Annotated in this window: 16 protein-coding genes and 4 tRNA genes; 19 read left to right on the forward strand and 1 reads right to left on the reverse strand. The window is 34.2% G+C overall.

Annotation, left to right across the window (positions count from 1 at the left end; all coding sequences use genetic code 11):
• The first annotated feature begins 3 nt into the window (after positions 1 to 3).
• Positions 4 to 1,275, forward strand: a complete 1,272-nt coding sequence (locus B0A68_RS21530; protein WP_035684979.1) for a DUF2851 family protein — start codon at positions 4 to 6, stop codon at positions 1,273 to 1,275.
• Between the two features lie 62 nt (positions 1,276 to 1,337).
• Positions 1,338 to 1,565 (forward strand): PspC family transcriptional regulator, encoded by a 228-nt coding sequence (locus B0A68_RS21535; protein WP_035684977.1) that lies wholly within the window; start codon positions 1,338 to 1,340, stop codon positions 1,563 to 1,565.
• 76 nt (positions 1,566 to 1,641) lie between these two features.
• Here the strand turns inward: B0A68_RS21535 and B0A68_RS21540 are convergent, their stop codons facing one another.
• Entirely contained in the window at positions 1,642 to 3,093 is a 1,452-nt protein-coding gene (locus tag B0A68_RS21540; RefSeq protein WP_035684975.1) for an amino acid permease, read from the reverse strand.
• A 390-nt stretch (positions 3,094 to 3,483) separates the two neighbouring features.
• On the opposite strand from B0A68_RS21540, the gene B0A68_RS21545 reads away from it, so the two are divergent.
• The 17 genes from B0A68_RS21545 (at position 3,484) to rpoB (ending at position 16,028) form a co-directional block, all read left to right on the forward strand.
• Positions 3,484 to 4,272, forward strand: a complete 789-nt coding sequence (locus tag B0A68_RS21545) for a ComEA family DNA-binding protein (RefSeq protein WP_316930980.1) — start codon at positions 3,484 to 3,486, stop codon at positions 4,270 to 4,272.
• Between the two features lie 14 nt (positions 4,273 to 4,286).
• Positions 4,287 to 5,429, forward strand: coding sequence for an acyl-CoA dehydrogenase family protein (locus B0A68_RS21550; protein WP_035684971.1), 1,143 nt, complete (start codon positions 4,287 to 4,289; stop codon positions 5,427 to 5,429).
• Positions 5,430 to 5,563: 134 nt separating this feature from the next.
• Positions 5,564 to 5,758 carry a 30S ribosomal protein S21 gene (rpsU, locus tag B0A68_RS21555; protein ID WP_035684969.1) on the forward strand — a complete coding sequence of 65 codons (195 nt, stop codon included), beginning with the start codon at positions 5,564 to 5,566 and terminating at the stop codon, positions 5,756 to 5,758.
• 134 nt (positions 5,759 to 5,892) lie between these two features.
• Complete coding sequence (locus tag B0A68_RS21560; protein ID WP_035684967.1) at positions 5,893 to 6,786, forward strand: tyrosine-type recombinase/integrase; 894 nt, start codon at positions 5,893 to 5,895, stop codon at positions 6,784 to 6,786.
• 34 nt (positions 6,787 to 6,820) lie between these two features.
• Positions 6,821 to 7,123, forward strand: coding sequence for a ribosome hibernation-promoting factor, HPF/YfiA family (hpf, locus tag B0A68_RS21565; protein WP_017496722.1), 303 nt, complete (start codon positions 6,821 to 6,823; stop codon positions 7,121 to 7,123).
• Between the two features lie 90 nt (positions 7,124 to 7,213).
• Positions 7,214 to 7,287, forward strand: a tRNA-Thr gene (locus B0A68_RS21570).
• Positions 7,288 to 7,341: 54 nt separating this feature from the next.
• Positions 7,342 to 7,422, forward strand: a tRNA-Tyr gene (locus B0A68_RS21575).
• Between the two features lie 116 nt (positions 7,423 to 7,538).
• Positions 7,539 to 7,610 (forward strand) — tRNA-Thr (locus B0A68_RS21580).
• Between the two features lie 55 nt (positions 7,611 to 7,665).
• Positions 7,666 to 8,853, forward strand: a complete 1,188-nt coding sequence (tuf, locus tag B0A68_RS21585) for an elongation factor Tu (protein ID WP_035684958.1) — start codon at positions 7,666 to 7,668, stop codon at positions 8,851 to 8,853.
• Between the two features lie 60 nt (positions 8,854 to 8,913).
• Positions 8,914 to 8,984: transfer RNA gene (locus tag B0A68_RS21590), tRNA-Trp, on the forward strand.
• A gap of 18 nt (positions 8,985 to 9,002) precedes the next feature.
• Positions 9,003 to 9,200, forward strand: coding sequence for a preprotein translocase subunit SecE (gene secE / locus B0A68_RS21595; RefSeq protein ID WP_035684955.1), 198 nt, complete (start codon positions 9,003 to 9,005; stop codon positions 9,198 to 9,200).
• Positions 9,201 to 9,211: 11 nt separating this feature from the next.
• Complete coding sequence (gene nusG, locus B0A68_RS21600) at positions 9,212 to 9,763, forward strand: transcription termination/antitermination protein NusG (RefSeq protein ID WP_029273444.1); 552 nt, start codon at positions 9,212 to 9,214, stop codon at positions 9,761 to 9,763.
• 67 nt (positions 9,764 to 9,830) lie between these two features.
• Positions 9,831 to 10,268 carry a 50S ribosomal protein L11 gene (gene rplK, locus B0A68_RS21605; RefSeq protein WP_026713295.1) on the forward strand — a complete coding sequence of 146 codons (438 nt, stop codon included), beginning with the start codon at positions 9,831 to 9,833 and terminating at the stop codon, positions 10,266 to 10,268.
• A gap of 13 nt (positions 10,269 to 10,281) precedes the next feature.
• Complete coding sequence (rplA, locus tag B0A68_RS21610; RefSeq protein WP_035619180.1) at positions 10,282 to 10,971, forward strand: 50S ribosomal protein L1; 690 nt, start codon at positions 10,282 to 10,284, stop codon at positions 10,969 to 10,971.
• Positions 10,972 to 10,993: 22 nt separating this feature from the next.
• Complete coding sequence (gene rplJ / locus B0A68_RS21615; RefSeq protein ID WP_035684943.1) at positions 10,994 to 11,494, forward strand: 50S ribosomal protein L10; 501 nt, start codon at positions 10,994 to 10,996, stop codon at positions 11,492 to 11,494.
• Positions 11,495 to 11,580: 86 nt separating this feature from the next.
• Positions 11,581 to 11,952 (forward strand): 50S ribosomal protein L7/L12, encoded by a 372-nt coding sequence (rplL, locus tag B0A68_RS21620; protein WP_007807437.1) that lies wholly within the window; start codon positions 11,581 to 11,583, stop codon positions 11,950 to 11,952.
• 263 nt (positions 11,953 to 12,215) lie between these two features.
• Positions 12,216 to 16,028: a DNA-directed RNA polymerase subunit beta gene (gene rpoB / locus B0A68_RS21625; protein ID WP_035684940.1), complete on the forward strand. Its 3,813-nt coding sequence runs from the start codon at positions 12,216 to 12,218 to the stop codon at positions 16,026 to 16,028.
• The last annotated feature ends 145 nt before the right edge of the window (positions 16,029 to 16,173 follow it).

Below are 16,173 nucleotides of genomic sequence, written 5' to 3' on the forward strand. Positions count from 1 at the left end.
AAAATGAAAGAAGATTTTCTTCATTATCTCTGGAAGTTTAAAAAATTTGACATATTAAATTTGCGTACAACTCAAAATGAGTCGATCACAATAATTAAAACAGGAGAATTTTTAGAAAGCGCTGGTCCAGATTTTTTTAATGCTCAAATTATAATTGAAAATCAAAAATGGGCCGGAAATATAGAAATTCATTTAAAATCTTCTGATTGGTATCTTCACCATCACGAAAAAGATCCCGCATACGAGAATGTTATTTTGCACGTAGTCTGGGAGCACGATACGGCAGTATTTAGACAAAATAATACTGAAATTCCTGTTTTGGTTTTAAAAGAATACGTTCAGTCAGAAATTATAGATAATTATAATTCGTTATCATCTCCTAAATCCTGGATATTTTGCGAAAAACAAATCGCTCAAATTGACGAGTTTGTTTTTAAAAACTGGCAGGAACGATTGTTTTTTGAACGATTAGAGCGTAAATCAAAATTTATTTATAACTTATTAGAAGAGAAAAATTCTGATTGGGAAGCGGTTTTGTTTTGCTTGCTGGCTAAAAATTTTGGATTAAATACAAACGGAAATAGTTTCCTGCAGATTGCTAATTCCATTCCTTTTTCAATTATTCGGAAAGAAAGTTTTGAAATTGAAAATCTGGAAGCTTTACTTTTTGGAAACTCAGGTTTGTTAAATAACAATAAAGAAGATGTTTATTTTAAAGATTTAAAAATTAGATATTATTACCTCTCTCATAAATATCAATTAAAAAAAGTAATTGTAGAGCCACTTCAGTTCTTTAAGCATCGTCCAGATAATTTTCCCACTATAAGACTCGCTCAATTGGCAGGTTTATATAACAAACATCAAAATTTATTTTCAAAAATTATAAATGTAAAATCTGTTAAAGACGTTTATGATTTACTCACTATAGCGCCTAGTGTATATTGGAAAAATCATTATCAGTTTGATAAAGAGAGTTCGAAAAAGGCAAAAATATTGTCGAAAGCGTTTATAGATTTAATGATTTTAAATACTATAATTCCTCTTCAATTTGCTTATTTCGAAAGAATTGGCGATTCTGATTTGGAAGATTTAATTGCCTTCATGAATGAGGTTGCGCCAGAGAAAAACTCTATTATTGAAAAATTCGAATCCTATGGGGTGTTTTCTAAAAATGCTTTTGAAAGCCAGACTTTGTTGCAGCTCAAAAATGAATATTGCAACCTAAAAGCCTGCTTAAAATGTGCAGTAGGAATGGAGCTGCTCAAAAATAATTAGTTGTTTAAAAAAATAGCTGAGAGATATATTTTTGTACTTTTGAAAAATAAATATAATAGAAAATGTCAGCCATTTTAAAACTTAAATTCTTTCTTGAAAAATACGGATTTCATGTTTCATCTCGTTTAGCAGATAAATTAGGAATGCGTGTTACTAGTGTAAGATTGTTTTTTATTTATATTTCGTTTGTCACTGCAGGTTTAGGATTTGGAGTGTATCTGACATTAGCATTTTGGATTCGTCTAAAAGATTTAATTAGGGCGAAGCGTACTTCTGTTTTCGATCTATAGAAATACTTTTAAAACATAAAAAAAGGATTATAAAGTAATTTACTCTATAATCCTTTCTTATTTTATGATTGAAATATTACTTTTCCGGATTGTTTAGTTTACTGTTTTTCTTTCCGTAAACAAAATAAATAAGAATACCTAAAGCCATCCAAATTACAAGTCTTGCCCAGCTTTCGTTTGGTAAAGAATACATTAAAGCCAAACAAATCACAATACCGGCAACCGGTACAAAAGGAACCCAAGGAGTTTTAAAAGCTCTTGGCACATCTGGCATTTTTTTACGCATTACCATTACACCTATACAAACCAATACAAATGCCAATAAAGTTCCGATACTTACCATGTGTCCTAAATCACTAACAGGTACAAGTCCGGCAAATAAGCTTACAAATACTAAGAAGAAAAGATTTGTTTTCCAAGGTGTACGGAATTTTGAGTGAATCTCACTAAAAAATGAAGGCAGTAAACCGTCTTTACTCATTGTATAAAACACACGGCTTTGTCCCATAAGCATTACTAACATTACAGAAGTATATCCAGCTAAAATGGCTATTATTAGACCAGTTTGTAAAAAGTCGTATCCTGTTACTGCAAAAGCAGTAGCAGCAGGTTTTGCATCTCCAGCAAATTTATAATAAGGAACAAGTCCCGTCATTACGTGAGAGAATAAAACATATAAAAGTGTACAGATAACTAGTGATCCTAAAATACCGATTGGCATTCCTTTTTGTGGATTTTTAGCTTCTTGTGCAGCAGTAGAAACCGCATCAAAACCAATAAAAGCAAAAAATACAGTACCAGCTCCAGCAGCAATTCCTGACCATCCAAATTTTCCAAATACACCAGTATTTTCAGGGATATAAGGAACATAATTAGTAGGATCAATAAATTTCCATCCCAGTACAATAAATATAATAACAACGGCAACTTTTACCACTACTAATATATTGTTAATCGTTGCTGATTCTTTTGTTCCTTTAATTAATAATAAAGACAATAAGGAAACAATAAATATTGCAGGTAAGTTTATAATTCCTCCTTCTATCACGGTGCCATTACTTAATGTTAAGGTTTCCCAAGGAGAGCAAATTAAATCGGGAGGCAGGTGTATATTAAACTTAGCAAGCAGTTCTAAAAGGTACCGAGACCAGCTTACGCCGACAGTTGCGGCTCCTAATGCATATTCTAAAACTAAATCCCAACCGATAATCCAAGCCATAAATTCCCCCATTGTGGCATAAGAATAAGTGTAAGCACTACCGGCAACGGGTATCATTGAAGCAAATTCAGCATAACATAGACCTGCAAATGCGCAGCCTACAGCAGCTAAAATGAAAGAAATTGTAACTGCAGGACCTGCATGGTCAGCAGCGGCAATTCCGGTTAGCGAAAATAGTCCCGCTCCAATAATTGCTCCAACTCCAAGTGCAACAAGCGAACGTGAAGATAAGGTTCTTTTTAGTCCTTTTTCAGATTCGGATGCTTCACCAAGCAATACCGAAAGTGGTTTAGTTTTCCAAATTGACATACTATTATATTGGTTTATTGTTATTAAGTCCCAAATGTATCGCTTTTTACAAATAATAAAAACAATTATGTTGTTTTAAGTTATAAAATATTTAATTTTTTTGCACAACTCTCAATAAAGCTTTCTTAGTTGTTGAGATTCATTAATTTAATTCCCATTTGATAATAGAATAAGTAATCTTTCAAAATTTATATTTTTTACTATTTTTCCTAATAATATTAGATTTTTTCTTTAATTTATATTTTTAAATAATATTCATTATAGTGCAAAGGAATGAGCTTTAAAGGGTTTACATCATATTTTAATTTTACAAAACAACAGCGAACTGGCGTTTTTTTATTGTTTTTGGTAATAATAGTTTTGCAGCTGATTTATCTTTTTAGTGATTTTGTGCTTCCTGAAAAATATTTTCCTGAAGAATCACAATGGATTGCCTTGCAGTCTGAAATAGATGCGTCAAAATCATTAAAAAAGAATGAAATACGTAAAGTCTATACTTTTAATCCAAATTTCATTACTGATTATAAAGGATATAAGCTCGGTATGTCTGTTCAGGAAATCGATCGTCTGCTGGCCTTTCGTAAACAAAATAAATATGTAAATTCTGCGGTGGAATTTCAGAAAGTGACCAATATTTCTGATTCATTATTAAAAGCGATTTCTCCTTTATTTAAATTTCCGGATTGGATTAATAATAAGGATGAAACTTCCGGTAATAAAAAAGAATACAAGGAATATAAGAAGTACAAAAATGAGTCTTTCGTAAAAAAAGAAAAAATTATATTAATAGATATAAATCAAGCAACAGAGGCTGATCTGATTAAAATTTTTGGTATAGGTGAAGCCCTTTCGCAGCGTATATTAAAACAGAAAGAAATTTTAGGTGGATATGTTTCAATGGAACAATTAAGTGAAGTTTGGGGACTCTCTCCTGAAGTTATTTATGAACTCAATGCACATTTTAAGATTTATGAAGTTCCGAATTTTAAGAAAATAGCAATAAACGATGCGTCTTTAAAAGAATTATCTCAGTTTTATTATTTTAAATATGGTTTGGCAAAACAGATCATAACTTATAGAAGTATGAATGGGGATTTTAAAAATATTGAGGAATTGTCAAAAATTAAAGGTTTTCCTGTTGAAAAAGCAAAAATAATTAGTTTATATTTGGAGTTCTAAAAAAAAAGTAAACGATGAATTTTGATTATAATGAAACGCAGTCTATGATTGCTCAATCTATAAAGGACTTCGCTGAAAAAAACATAAGACCCCATATAATGGAGTGGGACGAAGAGCAGATTTTTCCGATTCCCCTTTTTAAAGAATTGGGTCAAATGGGTTTTATGGGGGTTTTAGTGCCAGAAGAATACGGCGGATCTGGATTAGGTTACCACGAATATATCACTGTTATAGAAGAAATTTCAAAAGTAGATCCTTCAATTGGTTTATCTGTTGCGGCTCATAATTCGTTATGTACCAATCATATTCTAACTTTTGGTAATGAAGAACAAAAGAAAAAATGGCTTCCAAAATTAGCTTCTGCGGAATATATTGGAGCTTGGGGTTTAACGGAGCATAATACAGGTTCTGATGCGGGTGGTATGAATACAACAGCTGTTAAAGATGGTGATTTTTGGATTGTAAATGGAGCTAAGAATTTTATCACGCATGCAGTTTCTGGAGATATAGCAGTTGTAATTGTTCGTACAGGAGAAAAAGGAGATTCTAAAGGAATGACCGCTTTTGTTTTTGAGAAAGGAATGAAGGGATTTTCGTCTGGAAAAAAAGAAAATAAACTGGGAATGCGTGCGAGCGAAACCGCAGAATTGGTTTTTGACGGCTGTCGCGTACCAGATGCCAATAGATTGGGTGAAGTTGGCCAGGGATTTGTTCAGGCAATGAAAATTTTGGACGGAGGGCGAATTTCAATTGGCGCTTTATCGTTAGGAATAGCAAAAGGTGCCTACGAAGCGGCTTTAAAGTATTCTAAAGAAAGACATCAATTTGGACAGCCAATAAGTAGTTTTCAAGGAATCTCGTTTAAATTAGCCGATATGGCAACCGAAATAGAAGCTTCGGAATTGTTACTGCATAAAGCAGCCTTTTTAAAACAACAACATAAACCCGTTACCACAAGCGGAGCAATGGCGAAAATGTATGCTTCAGAAGTTTGCGTTAGAGTAGCAAATGAAGCAGTTCAAATTCACGGAGGTTATGGCTACACTAAAGATTTCCCTGTAGAGAAGTTTTATAGAGATTCTAAATTATGTACTATTGGAGAAGGAACTACAGAAATACAAAAATTAGTAATTTCTAGGAATTTGCTAAAAGAGTAAAGAGCAAAAGATTTTACGAAAATCTTTACCTATTACTATATTTTATTTTCTTTTAAAATAATTCAGCATTTGTAACTTGTAATTCAAAATTAATATTTACTTTTGCACCCTTAACGAGAGGAGGTGTCAATATTATGTTAATTATACCAATTAAAGACGGAGAAAATATCGATAGAGCATTAAAGCGCTATAAAAGAAAATTTGATAAAACAGGAACTGTTCGTCAACTAAGAGCACGTACTGCTTTTATTAAGCCTTCTGTAATCAAAAGAGCTCAAATTCAAAAAGCTGCTTACATTCAAAACTTGAGAGACAGTTTAGAAAGTTAATATTAAGCTTTGTAAAAATAATTACCGTTAGTTATCAAAAATTTTGATACTAACGGTTTTTTTATGCTTAATTTTGAAATTGCTAAATCTTATAAGTAGAGTTTGTAAACCCTGTTTCTGTGTAATTAAGTCTTATGGAGTCGAATAAAGAAGCATTTCGTAATTATCTTCTCTTGGAAAAAAAATATTCCATTCATACTATCAATGCATATTTGGCTGATATAGAGTCTTTCGAATTGTTTAATAAGACTCAGTTTGAGCAAGAGAGTATTGATAGAGTTAATTACAGTCAAATTAGAAGCTGGATTGTGTCTTTGGTAGATCAGGAAGTTGCTAATGTCTCTGTAAACAGAAAAATGGCCTCTTTAAAGGCGTTTTATAAATTTCTTCTAAAAACAAAACAGATAGAAGTGAGTCCAATGTTAAAGCATAAGGCTTTAAAGACTCCTAAAATTGTTCAAATTCCGTTTTCTGAAAAAGAGCTGACGGATTTAATTGAAAGTGTTGGTGATCCTGTAGGTTTTGAAGAAATAAGAGATAAGTTGATTGTTGAAATATTTTATACTACTGGAATACGAAGAGCAGAATTAATAGGTCTGATGATTCGTAATGTTGATTTGTCTTCTGGTGTGATTAAGGTTTTGGGTAAAAGAAATAAAGAACGTATTATTCCTGTTTTGCCTGTTGTAAGGGAGCAGTTCAATTTGTATTTAGAAGTAAGAGCTTCTGTTTTGGAAATTGTTGATGATGAGTATTTCTTTATTTCAAAAAAAGGGTTAAAATTGAATGAATCTTTTGTGTATCGATTAATAAATTCATACTTTAGTAGGGTCTCTGAGAAAGTAAAAAAAAGTCCTCATGTGCTTCGGCATACTTTTGCGACTCACTTGTTAAATAACGGAGCAGATTTAAATTCAGTTAAAGAATTATTAGGACATTCTAGTTTAGCATCAACTCAAGTGTATACTCATAATAGTTTGGCAGAACTTAAAAAGGTATATAAAGATGCGCATCCGAGGAATAAGTGATAATTCTGAAATGTTAAACCCTAAAATTTATATTATGAAGGTAGATGTTCATGCGGTTAACTTCACTGTTGACAGAAAGTTGGTGGATTTTATTCAGGAAAGAATGGATAAATTAGAAAAATACTACGATCGTGTTGTCTCGGCAGATGTTTTTTTGAAAGTTGAAAGAACAAGTGATAAAGAGAATAAGGCGGTAGAGATAAAAATTAATGTTCCTGGGGATGATTTTTTGGTTAAAAAACAGTGTAAAACATTTGAGGAGGCGGTAGAACTTTCAGCTGAATCGTTAGAACGTTTATTAGTAAAAAGGAAAGAAAAAATTAGAGCACATATTTAATTGAAATTTTTTTAAAAAAATGTTTTGATTCAAAGATAAAATAGCTACATTTGCAGTCCGTTAGAAATAGCGGACTTTTTTAATGTAATTGCCAGCGTAGCTCAGTTGGCTAGAGCAGCTGATTTGTAATCAGCAGGTCGTGGGTTCGAGTCCCTCCGCCGGCTCTAAATATTTCAAATGCGATTTGAAATTGTTCATGCAATTATTGATTAAAAAATGGGGAGATACTCAAGCGGCCAACGAGGGCAGACTGTAAATCTGCTGTGTGAACTTCGCAGGTTCGAATCCTGCTCTCCCCACAATTTTGATTTTAGATTAGTGATTTCAGAATTTAGATTTATAAAAATATTTGAATTTAATTCGCTTTTTGTTATTAATCTAAATCAGAAATCTGGATTCTAAAATTAAAAGCTCTGCCGGTGTAGCTCAGGGGTAGAGTGCTTCCTTGGTAAGGAAGAGGTCTCGGGTTCAATTCCCGACATTGGCTCAAGTAAGTAGGAAATTGAAAATTAATATATAACTAAGATTAAAAATTAAGTAAAATGGCAAAGGAGAATTTTAATCGTTCCAAACCGCACTTAAACATAGGTACAATTGGACACGTGGATCACGGAAAAACTACATTAACTGCAGCAATTACAAAAGTATTGTCTGATGCTGGTTACTGTCAAGCAAAATCGTTTGATCAAATCGATAACGCTCCAGAGGAGAAAGAAAGAGGTATTACTATTAATACATCACACGTAGAGTATGAAACAGCTAACCGTCACTACGCTCACGTTGACTGTCCAGGTCACGCGGATTACGTAAAGAACATGGTTACTGGTGCTGCTCAAATGGACGGAGCTATCTTAGTAGTTGCTGCTACAGATGGTCCAATGCCGCAAACTCGTGAGCACATCCTTTTAGGTCGTCAAGTTGGTATTCCAAGAATCGTTGTTTTTATGAACAAAGTGGATATGGTTGATGATGCTGAATTGTTAGAGCTTGTTGAAATGGAAATTAGAGATTTATTATCTTTCTACGAATATGATGGAGATAATGGTCCTGTAGTTCAAGGTTCTGCTTTAGGAGGATTGAATAATGATCCTACTTGGGTACCAAAAATCATTGAATTAATGGCAGCTGTTGATGCTTGGATCGAAGAGCCAGTGCGTGACGTAGCTAAACCATTCTTGATGCCGGTTGAAGATGTATTTACAATTACTGGTCGTGGAACTGTTGCTACAGGTCGTATCGAAACAGGTATTGCTAATACAGGAGATCCAGTTGAAATTATTGGTATGGGAGCTGATAAATTGACTTCTACTATTACAGGAGTTGAGATGTTCCGTAAAATCCTTGATAGAGGTGAAGCTGGAGATAACGTAGGTTTATTGTTAAGAGGTATTGATAAAGAATCTATCAAAAGAGGAATGGTTATCATTAAGCCAGGATCAGTAAAACCACACGCTACTTTCAAAGCAGAGGTTTATATCTTGAAAAAAGAAGAAGGTGGACGTCATACTCCATTCCATAATAACTACCGTCCACAGTTCTACGTACGTACAACTGACGTAACAGGAGTTATTACTTTACCAGAAGGAGTAGAGATGGTAATGCCAGGAGATAACTTGACTATCAATGTTGCTTTATTAAGCCCAATCGCAATGAGCGTAGGTTTACGTTTTGCTATCCGTGAAGGTGGTAGAACTGTAGGTGCAGGTCAGGTGACTGAAATCGTAGGATAATCCTATAAAAATTATATAAAGCCAGTTGATTTTCTTAACTGAAATCACTGGCTTTTAATTACGGGCGTAGTTCAAGGGTAGAATAGCGGTCTCCAAAACCGTTGATGGGGGTTCGAATCCCTCCGCCCGTGCAATAAAAAATTTATCAAATGACAAAAGTTACTAATTATTTATCAGAGGCTTTCGAAGAGTTAAAGTCAAATGTTACTTGGCCAGCTTGGGCTGAAGTACAAAAATTGACAATTGTTGTAGCTGTATTTTCGATTCTATTTGCTTTGGCAACATGGGGAGTAGACGAATTTTTTGCAAAAGCTTTAGCTGGATTTTTTAACTGGTTAAAAGCGTAAATTTTTTTGTCATGGCAGATAATAATGTGAAGAAATGGTATGTGGTTAGAGCTGTAAGCGGACAAGAAAATAAAGTCAAAGCTTATATCGAAACTGAGATTGCCAGATTAGGTATGGGTGATTATGTTTCCCAGGTTTTAGTGCCTACTGAAAAAGTGGTTACTGTAAAAGAAGGGAAAAAAATGTCTAAGGATAAAGTTTATTTCCCTGGATATGTTATGATCGAAGCTAATTTAGTTGGTGAGATACCTCATATTATTAAGTCTATTACTAGTGTAATTGGTTTTTTAGGTGAGATTAAAGGTGGTGAGCCTGTTCCGTTAAGACTTTCTGAGGTGAATCGTATGTTAGGAAAAGTAGATGAGTTGGCTGTAAATACAGATACTCGTGCTATTCCATTCAATTTAGGAGAAACTGTGAAGGTTATAGATGGTCCATTTAATGGATTCAATGGTACAGTTGAAAAAATTAATGAAGAAAAGCGTAAACTAGAAGTAATGGTTAAGATTTTCGGAAGAAAAACTCCACTAGAGCTAAGTTTTATGCAAGTTGAAAAAGTATAATTTTTTGTTACATATATAATAACCATTGTAATCGCTTCCATAGATTGCAGTGTTAAATTTTTTAAAAATGGCTAAAGAAATTAGTAAGGTAGTTAAACTACAAGTTAAGGGAGGTGCTGCGAATCCGTCGCCACCGGTTGGACCTGCTTTAGGAGCTGCTGGGGTAAACATCATGGAGTTCTGTAAGCAGTTTAATGCTAGAACTCAAGATAAACCTGGCAAAATTTGTCCAGTGCAAATCACTGTGTACAAAGACAAATCATTCGATTTTGTTGTTAAGACTCCTCCAGCAGCAGTTCAGTTAATGGAAGCTGCAAAGCTAAAATCTGGTTCTGGTGAGCCTAATCGTAAAAAAGTAGCTAGTGTTACTTGGGAACAAATTAGAGCTATTGCTGAAGACAAAATGCCTGACTTAAATGCTTTTACAGTAGAAAAAGCAATGAGTATGGTTGCAGGAACAGCTAGATCTATGGGTATAACCGTATCAGGAGATGCTCCTTTTTAATTAAGAAAAAGACATGGCAAAATTAACAAAAAAGCAAAAAGAGGCTGCTTCAAAAATTGAAAAGAACAAATTATACTCTCTTAAAGATGCTGCGGCATTATTGAAAGTTGTTGCTTCTGCAAAATTTGATGAGTCTGTTGATATCGCAGTTCGTTTGGGTGTTGATCCAAGAAAAGCGAATCAAATGGTTAGAGGTGTTGTAACATTACCTCACGGAACAGGTAAAGACGTTAAAGTATTAGCATTGGTTACTCCAGATAAAGAAGCGGAAGCTAAAGAGGCTGGGGCTGATTATGTAGGTCTTGACGATTATTTACAAAAAATTAAAGATGGTTGGACAGATGTTGATGTTATCATCACAATGCCAGCTGTTATGGGTAAATTAGGTCCATTAGGTCGTATTTTAGGACCTAGAGGTTTAATGCCAAACCCTAAAACAGGTACTGTAACTATGGATGTTGCAAAAGCTGTTCAAGAGGTTAAAGCTGGTAAAATTGACTTTAAAGTTGATAAAACTGGTATCGTGCACGCAGGAATTGGTAAAGTTTCTTTTGGAGCTGAGCAAATTGTTGACAACGCACACGAAATTATTCAAACATTAATAAAACTTAAACCAACTGCTGCTAAAGGTACATACATTAAAGGTATCCACCTTACAAGCACTATGAGTCCTGCTATTGCATTAGACCCAAAAGCAGTATAATTGGTAGTTAAAAATTTTTAGTATGACTAGAGAAGAAAAATCAATCGCGATTGAAAATTTAACTGCGCAGTTAGCTGGTACAAATATCATTTATGTATCTGATATTTCTGGTTTAAACGCAGAAACAACTTCAAACTTACGTAGAGCTTGCTTTAAAGCAGGAATCAAATTAGAAGTTGTAAAGAACACTTTGCTTGCAAAAGCAATGGAAGCTTCTGCTAATGATTATGGTGATTTACCTACAGTTTTAAGTGGTAATAGTGCTATATTTATTTCTGATGTTGCTAACGCACCTGGAAAAATTATCAAAGATTTCCGTAAGAAATCTGATAAACCAGTTTTAAAAGGAGCTTACATCAATTCTGAAATATACATTGGAGATAACCAATTAGATGCATTAGCAACTATTAAATCTAAAGAAGAACTTCTTGGAGAGCTTATCGGATTGTTACAATCTCCAGCTCAAAGAATTATTTCTGCTCTTCAGAACAAATTCGCTGGCGAGGAGTCAGAAGAAGCATAATATTAAAGACCAGTGTCTTTTGTATTATTAAATTCGCACACACAAATAAATTATAATTTTACAAATCATTTTAAACGATAGAAAAAATGGCAGATTTGAAACAATTCGCAGAACAATTAGTTAACTTAACAGTTAAAGAAGTTAACGAATTAGCAACAATATTAAAAGACGAGTATGGTATCGAGCCTGCTGCTGCAGCTGTAGTAGTTGCTGCTGGTGGTGGAGAAGGTGCTGCTGAAGAAGCACAAACTGAATTTACAGTTGTATTAAAAGAGGCTGGTGCTTCTAAATTAGCAGTTGTAAAATTAGTTAAAGAACTTACAGGTTTAGGTTTGAAAGAAGCTAAAGATGTAGTTGACGGAGCTCCAAGCAACGTTAAAGAAGGTGTTTCTAAAGAAGAGGCTGAAGGTCTTAAAAAATCATTAGAAGAAGCTGGAGCTGTAGTTGAACTTAAATAAGTTTACTCGGTTTTAAGAACTAGGTTTAGGTCCTGAGTTAACACTCAAAGGCCTAAACCATTTTTCGTATAATAAAATAGATCAAGTTTTATTATCAAATAGTTTAAAATACGAAAAAGTTTTTGATCAATACGAAGAAAAAAAATTGAACAGATTTTATCGGTTTATTTTTAAAGATGTATTGATTATAATAAGAAAGTATAGATTAAACAGTGTGTTTTACACAAAAAATTACTTTTTTTTAATCAAAATTTTGTCCATTGATGATAACAAATCAGACTGAAAGATTGAATTTTGCCTCTACAAAAAATATTCCTGACTATCCGGATTTTCTAGATGTTCAGGTTAAATCTTTTAAAGATTTTTTTCAATTAGAAACTAAATCTGATGAAAGAGGCAACGAAGGATTGTACAATACCTTCATGGAAAACTTTCCAATTACAGATACAAGAAATAACTTTGTATTGGAGTTCCTTGATTATTTTGTTGATCCACCGCGTTATACAATTCAAGAATGTATAGAGAGAGGTCTTACTTATAGTGTGCCTTTAAAAGCCAGGTTAAAACTATACTGTACAGATCCAGAACATGAAGATTTTGAAACTATTGTACAAGATGTTTATCTTGGAACAATACCTTATATGACTCCAAGCGGTACTTTTGTTATCAATGGTGCTGAGCGTGTGGTAGTATCTCAACTACACCGTTCTCCTGGGGTTTTCTTTGGTCAATCATTCCACGCAAATGGAACAAAACTTTATTCTGCCAGAGTAATTCCTTTTAAAGGTTCTTGGATAGAATTTTCTACAGATATCAACAGCGTAATGTATGCTTATATCGATAGAAAGAAAAAATTACCTGTTACAACTTTATTCCGTGCAATTGGTTTTGAAAGAGATAAGGATATCCTTGAAATCTTTGACCTTGCTGAAGAAATTAAAGTTTCTAAAACTGGTATTAAAAAATATATTGGAAGAAGACTTGCTGCACGTGTATTGAACACATGGCACGAGGATTTCGTTGATGAAGATACCGGTGAGGTAGTTTCTATCGAACGTAACGAAATCATCCTTGATCGTGATACAATTATCGACAAAGATAATGTTGAAGAGATTATCGATTCTAACGTTAAATCTATTTTGTTACATAAAGAGGATAATAATCAAGCAGATTATGCTATTATCCACAATACATTACAAAAAGATCCAACAAACTCTGAAAAAGAAGCTGTTGAGCATATTTACAGACAATTGCGTAATGCAGAACCGCCTGATGAAGAAACTGCTCGTGGTATTATCGATAAATTGTTCTTCTCTGATCAACGTTATAATTTAGGTGAAGTTGGTCGTTACAGAATGAACAAAAAACTTGGTTTAGATATCCCAATGGAAAAGCAAGTGCTTACCAAAGAAGATATCATTACCATTGTAAAATATTTGATCGAATTGATCAACTCTAAAGCAGAGATTGATGATATTGATCACTTATCAAACCGTCGTGTTAGAACAGTTGGAGAACAATTGTCTCAACAATTCGGTGTTGGTTTAGCACGTATGGCTAGAACTATTCGTGAGAGAATGAACGTTAGAGATAACGAGGTGTTTACACCAATCGATTTGATTAATGCTAAAACATTATCATCGGTTATCAACTCTTTCTTTGGTACTAACCAGTTATCTCAATTTATGGATCAAACGAATCCATTGGCTGAGATTACGCACAAAAGAAGACTTTCTGCACTTGGACCAGGTGGACTTTCGAGAGAGAGAGCTGGTTTTGAGGTTCGTGACGTTCACTATACACACTATGGTCGTTTATGTCCGATTGAAACTCCTGAGGGACCAAACATTGGTTTGATTTCATCTCTTGGTGTTTATGCAAAAGTGAACGGAATGGGATTCATTGAAACTCCATACCGTAAAGTAACTAATGGTGTAGTTGATTTAGAGAGTACTCCAATTTACTTAAGTGCTGAAGAAGAAGAAGGTAAAATGATTGCTCAGGCAAACATTGAAATGGATGAAACTGGTAAAATTACAGCTAGCAATGTTATTGCTCGTGAGGAAGGTGACTTCCCGGTTGTTGAACCATCTGTAGTTCATTATACAGACGTTGCTCCTAACCAGATCGCTTCGATTTCTGCTTCATTGATTCCTTTCTTGGAGCATGATGATGCGAACCGTGCGTTGATGGGATCTAACATGATGCGTCAGGCGGTTCCTTTGATCCGTCCTGAAGCTCCGATTGTTGGTACAGGTTTAGAGCGTCAGGTAGCTTCAGATTCAAGAGTATTAATCAATGCTGAAGGGCATGGAACTGTTGAGTATGTTGATGCTAACATTATTACTATTAAATACGATCGTACGGAAGACGAGAGAATGGTTAGTTTTGATGCTGATGAGAAAACATACAACTTAATTAAATTTAGAAAAACCAATCAAGGTACTAGTATTAACTTGAAACCTATCGTAAGAAAAGGTGATAGAGTTATTCCGGGACAAGTATTATCAGAAGGATATGCTACTCAAAATGGAGAATTAGCTTTAGGTAGAAACCTAAAAGTTGCGTTCATGCCATGGAAAGGGTATAACTTTGAGGATGCGATTGTAATTTCTGAAAAAGTAGTTCGTGATGATATTTTTACTTCTATCCACGTTGATGATTATTCATTAGAGGTTAGAGATACTAAGTTAGGAAATGAAGAGTTAACAAACGATATTCCTAACGTTTCTGAAGAAGCTACTAAAGATTTAGATGAAAACGGTATGATCAGAATTGGAGCAGAGGTTAAACCTGGCGACATTCTAATCGGAAAAATTACACCAAAAGGAGAATCAGATCCTACTCCGGAAGAGAAATTGCTTCGTGCAATCTTCGGGGATAAAGCAGGTGATGTAAAAGATGCTTCATTAAAAGCTTCTCCATCTTTACACGGTGTAGTTCTTGATAAAAAATTATTTGCAAGAGCCGTAAAAGATAAACGTAAACGTACTCAGGATAAAGATGCTTTAGGCGCTTTAGAAATGGAGTTCGAAACTAAATTTGTTGAATTAAAAGACAGATTGGTTGAGAAATTATTCCTGATCGTTAACGGAAAAACATCTCAAGGTGTAATGAATGATTTGGGTGAAGAAGTTTTACCAAAAGGTAAAAAATATACTCAAAAAATGCTTTACGCAGTAGAAGATTTTGCTCACTTAAGCAAAGGTCAATGGGTTGCTGATGATGCTACAAATAAAATGGTGAATGATTTAATTCATAACTATAAAATTAAGCTGAACGACTTACAAGGATCTTTAAGAAGAGAAAAATTCACTATTACAGTTGGAGATGAATTACCATCTGGAATCTTGAAATTAGCGAAAATTTATATCGCTAAAAAACGTAAACTGAAAGTAGGGGATAAAATGGCTGGACGTCACGGTAACAAAGGTATTGTTGCAAGAATCGTTCGTCATGAAGATATGCCTTTCCTTGAAGACGGAACACCAGTAGATATCGTATTGAATCCACTTGGGGTACCTTCACGTATGAACATTGGTCAGATTTATGAAACTGTTCTTGGATGGGCTGGTATGAACTTGGGTAGAAAATTCGCTACTCCAATTTTTGACGGTGCTTCTTTAGATCAAATTAATGAATTAACTGATGAAGCTGGAGTACCACGTTTCGGACATACACACCTTTATGATGGTGGTACTGGAGAGCGTTTCCATCAAGCAGCGACTGTGGGTGTAATTTACATGCTTAAATTAGGACACATGGTTGATGATAAGATGCACGCACGTTCTATCGGACCATACTCATTAATTACGCAACAACCACTTGGAGGTAAAGCTCAATTTGGAGGTCAGCGTTTTGGAGAGATGGAGGTTTGGGCACTTGAGGCTTATGGAGCATCAAGTACACTTCGTGAAATCTTAACAGTTAAGTCAGATGACGTTATTGGTAGAGCTAAAACTTACGAAGCTATCGTTAAGGGTGAGTCTATGCCAGAACCAGGATTACCTGAATCATTCAATGTATTAATGCATGAATTAAAAGGTCTTGGACTTGACATTCGTTTAGAAGAATAATAAGTATTAGGAAGTTATCAGTCCCGATTTTTATCGGGGCTGATTACTCATTTATAAAAGTTTTTAGGATTTATACCCGTAACCCGTTCCGATTTTTTATTTAAACCTGAAAAGTTTTGTAATTAGCACTTCAATTTAGTTTGAA

It is taken from the genome of Flavobacterium reichenbachii (assembly GCF_002217435.1).
In the GTDB taxonomy this organism is placed as follows: Bacteria; Bacteroidota; Bacteroidia; order Flavobacteriales; family Flavobacteriaceae; genus Flavobacterium; species Flavobacterium reichenbachii.